Genomic DNA, 3,363 nt, shown 5'->3' with positions numbered 1-3,363 from the left:
TGGGTCAAGCACCTGTTCGACCAGCACGCGCGCGAACTCATCGTCATCCACCACCATCACCACCCGGCGGGCGCGACCTTGCTCCAGCAGCGGCGCAGGCTTTGCGGGGCGCGCCGGTGTCTGTTCCTGGCTTTCAAACGCCATGTCCATGCTGCTGGCTGCTGCCTGGGCGGGCGCGCTGCCGAGCAGGTGGTCGCGTTGGACAAGCGGCCCCCCAGGTGTCTACGGGCAAGTGGGCTGTGGGGGCACCGCCCTCGGCACGCTCGCCTGGCGCCCGGCATTCCACACGCTCATCGCCAAGCGCGAACCATCCTGGCTGTGGGGCCAGTAGAGCACGTAGTCGTCAAATTGGGCTTGTTTGCACAACTCGAAAACAGCGTGCACTTCGTCTTTGCTGCAAAGAATCACCGTGCGGTGGGGGTAGCGGCAAAGACCCAGGCCATAGCACTGCGCCTTGTCAAGCCGTTCAAAGGCCAGCACCAAGACCTCGGGTGAATGGCACTCGAACTCCTGCAAGCACCGCTCGGCATCGGTTGAAACCTTGACCTAGGTGAAATTCCCGCTCAGCTGGCGCTGGATCAGTTGGGCGACACCGGTGTTGTCCGAAACCACCAGCACCCGGGTGTTGCTCGTGCGAGGTCTCTTGGCATGCTCTCCAGTGAACCCCTGACGCGCAGCCAGATGCCTTTAACGGGTCTGTTCATCGCTGTCCTGGTGTTGGTCGAGATAAGCATGAACGGTGAGCAACTCTTCCAAAAAACACGCCAACATCGGATCGAGCGCCCGGGTGTCCTGTGCCGTGGCGGTCACCTCTTCAATATCGGCGCAGATCTGTCCGAGTCTCGCTGCACCGATGGCCCGTGCGGCCGACTTCAGTTTGTGGGCCACTTCAAACATGGTCCGGGTACCGCCGACAGCGTGGGCTTTGGTCATCGCCAGGGCAGAACTCCTTGTGCTGGCCCGGAAAGATTTCAGCACGTCCTGCATCACGCCCGGATCGTCGCCAATGAAATTCGCCAGCACGCCAAGATTGACCGGCAGCAATGCCGTGGGCGCCAACGGGTCCACCGCGACTACAGGCAGCGAAGTTGGCGAGCAAGGCAACCAGGCTTCGATCGTCGATTTCAGATGCGCCAAACGAACCGGCTTGCTCAGGTAAGCATCCATACCGGCCTGAAGGCACTGCGTCTCCTCTTCACGCTGGGCGTTCGCCGTCAAGGCGATGATCGGCAGCCGGGCACCACCCACCTCCTCGGCCCGCAGCGCAGCGGTCAGGGCGTAGCCGTCCATCAACGGCATGTGCAGGTCGGTCAGCAACAAGACATGGCCGCCCCTGCGCCAGCATGCAAGTGCCTCTTCGCCGTTGGCCGCCACATGGGCGCGGTAGCCGAGCAGCGACAGCTGCTGGGTCAGCACCTTTTGGTTGATTTCATTGTCTTCCGCCACCAGGATCAAAGGTTTGGCCTGGGTGGGCTCCACATCACCCGGTAGGGGCTCATGCGAAGCCGGCGCGAAGGCATGCAGCTCGGTGGCCGTGTGGGTAGCTGGCTCCCACGGCTGCAGCTTGGCCACTAGGGCCACGCTGTTGACAAATTTTCCCCGGTGCAGGCCCTCGCCCGCCAGCCACACCGTGTCCAGCGCCGGGTGGCGTGGCCGGCGGGGGTGGCCACGCTCCACCACCACAAAGGTCAGCGCCAGCTCGGGCCGTTCCAACCCCACGGCGCGGCCGGCCTCCACCATGGGGTCGCGGCATCTGGTGGCGGTGGGCGACTCGGCGATCACCACAACGCACGCACCCGGGGCCGCACTGCGCAGCCATGCCTGGGCCTGCTCCTGGGTCTGCAAACTGGTGACTGCTGCGCCGGCATGGCTCAGGTAGTCGGCCAGGTCATCGGCCGGGCTTTCGGCAGCCCCCACCACCAGGCAAAACAGCCCCGCCAGCGACTTCGACATGGCCGCCGAGCCCGTGTTGTCGCCGTCTGGCGTGTTTACGGTGCTTGCGATGGGCAAACGCACCGTGAAGGTCGACCCCTCATCCACGGCGCTGCGCACAGCCACCTCGCCCCCCATCAACGACAACAGGCGGTGCGAAATGCTGAGCCCCAGCCCGGTGCCCCCGAAGCGCCGGGTGGTGCTGGCGTCGGCCTGGGTAAACGGCGAGAACAGACGGGCCAGGGTGTCGGCACCCATGCCAATGCCGTTGTCAGACACTTCAATCACCAGGGTGTCGTTGCCGCCCTCGCCCGCATCACGAAGCGCCCGCACGGACACCAGGCCGCGGCGCGACGGCCCCTGGCTGAACTTGATCGCGTTGCCCAGCAGATTCAGCAGCACCTGCCGCAGCCGCGCGGCATCGCCCAACATGCGAAGCGGCAAGCGCGGGTCGACGTACAGGCTCAGGCCCACACCCCGCTTCACAGCCAGCGGGTGCACGGCATCGCTTGCGCACTCAACGACCGCGGCCACATCCATCGGCTCGCGGTCGATGTCGAACTGGCCGGCTTCGATCTTGGAGAAGTCCAGCACATCGTCCACGATGGCCATCAGCGCATAAGCCGACTCGCGCGCCGTCTTCATCTGATCACGCTGATCGGGGTCGAGCCGGCTCCGCTCCAGCACATCCATCATGCCGACCACGCCGTTCATGGGCGTGCGGATTTCGTGGCTCATCATGGCAAGGAACGAAGACTTGGCGCGATTGGCCTGCTCAGCCAGCTCGCGCGCCTGCTCCAGTTCCAGGGTCCGGTGGCGCACCCGGTTTTCAAGCCCCGCATTCAGCTCGCGCAGCTTTTCTTCGTTGTGCCGGCGCTCGCTGATGTCGCGCGCGATGCAAACGAAATGGGAGCAGCCTTCACCCGACGGGGCCACCGGTGTGATATTCAGGTCAATCCAGTGCGAACTTCCGCTGCGGGTGTACACGATCAGTTCGGTGTGAACCGGCTCGCAGCGGGCAATGGCCTCACCGATGCGGCCGAGCTCGGCCGTATCGGTCAGCGGCCCACTGAACAGGTTTGGCGAGCGTCCCAGCACCTCGTCGCGGGAATAGCCCAACATGCGCGAGAAGGCATCGTTGACAAACACCATGCGCACGCCATGCGCAAGCTCGGGCGCCGACTCGGTGATGATGACGGTGTCGTTGAGGTGGGCCACGCCCGCTTCAAGCAAGCGGAGGTGCTGCTGCGCAAGGCGCCGCGCGGTGACATCGCGAAAGTACACCGACACCCCATCTTCCGAAGGGTGGCAGTCAATGCCGAACCAGGTGTTCATCGGCTCGTAAAAGGATTCGAGGTGGGTGGACACTTCCGCGCCCATGGTGCGCCGGTAAACTTGCTCAAATTCCGTGCCCACCACCTCTGGAAAAGC

At 64.4% G+C, this 3,363-nt stretch carries 1 protein-coding gene; it reads right to left on the bottom strand.

Going from position 1 to position 3,363, the window contains the following annotated elements:
* Positions 1-687: 687 nt before the first annotated feature.
* Positions 688-3,363, bottom strand: a 2,676-nt coding sequence (locus tag GPT33_RS18135) for an ATP-binding protein (RefSeq protein WP_296811884.1), incomplete at its 5' end; no start/stop codon positions are given.

The sequence above is a fragment of the Thiocapsa sp. genome (assembly GCF_011390875.1).
Lineage (GTDB): Bacteria > Pseudomonadota > Gammaproteobacteria > Chromatiales > Chromatiaceae > Thiocapsa.
This window is presented reverse-complemented; position numbering and strand designations above follow the sequence as displayed.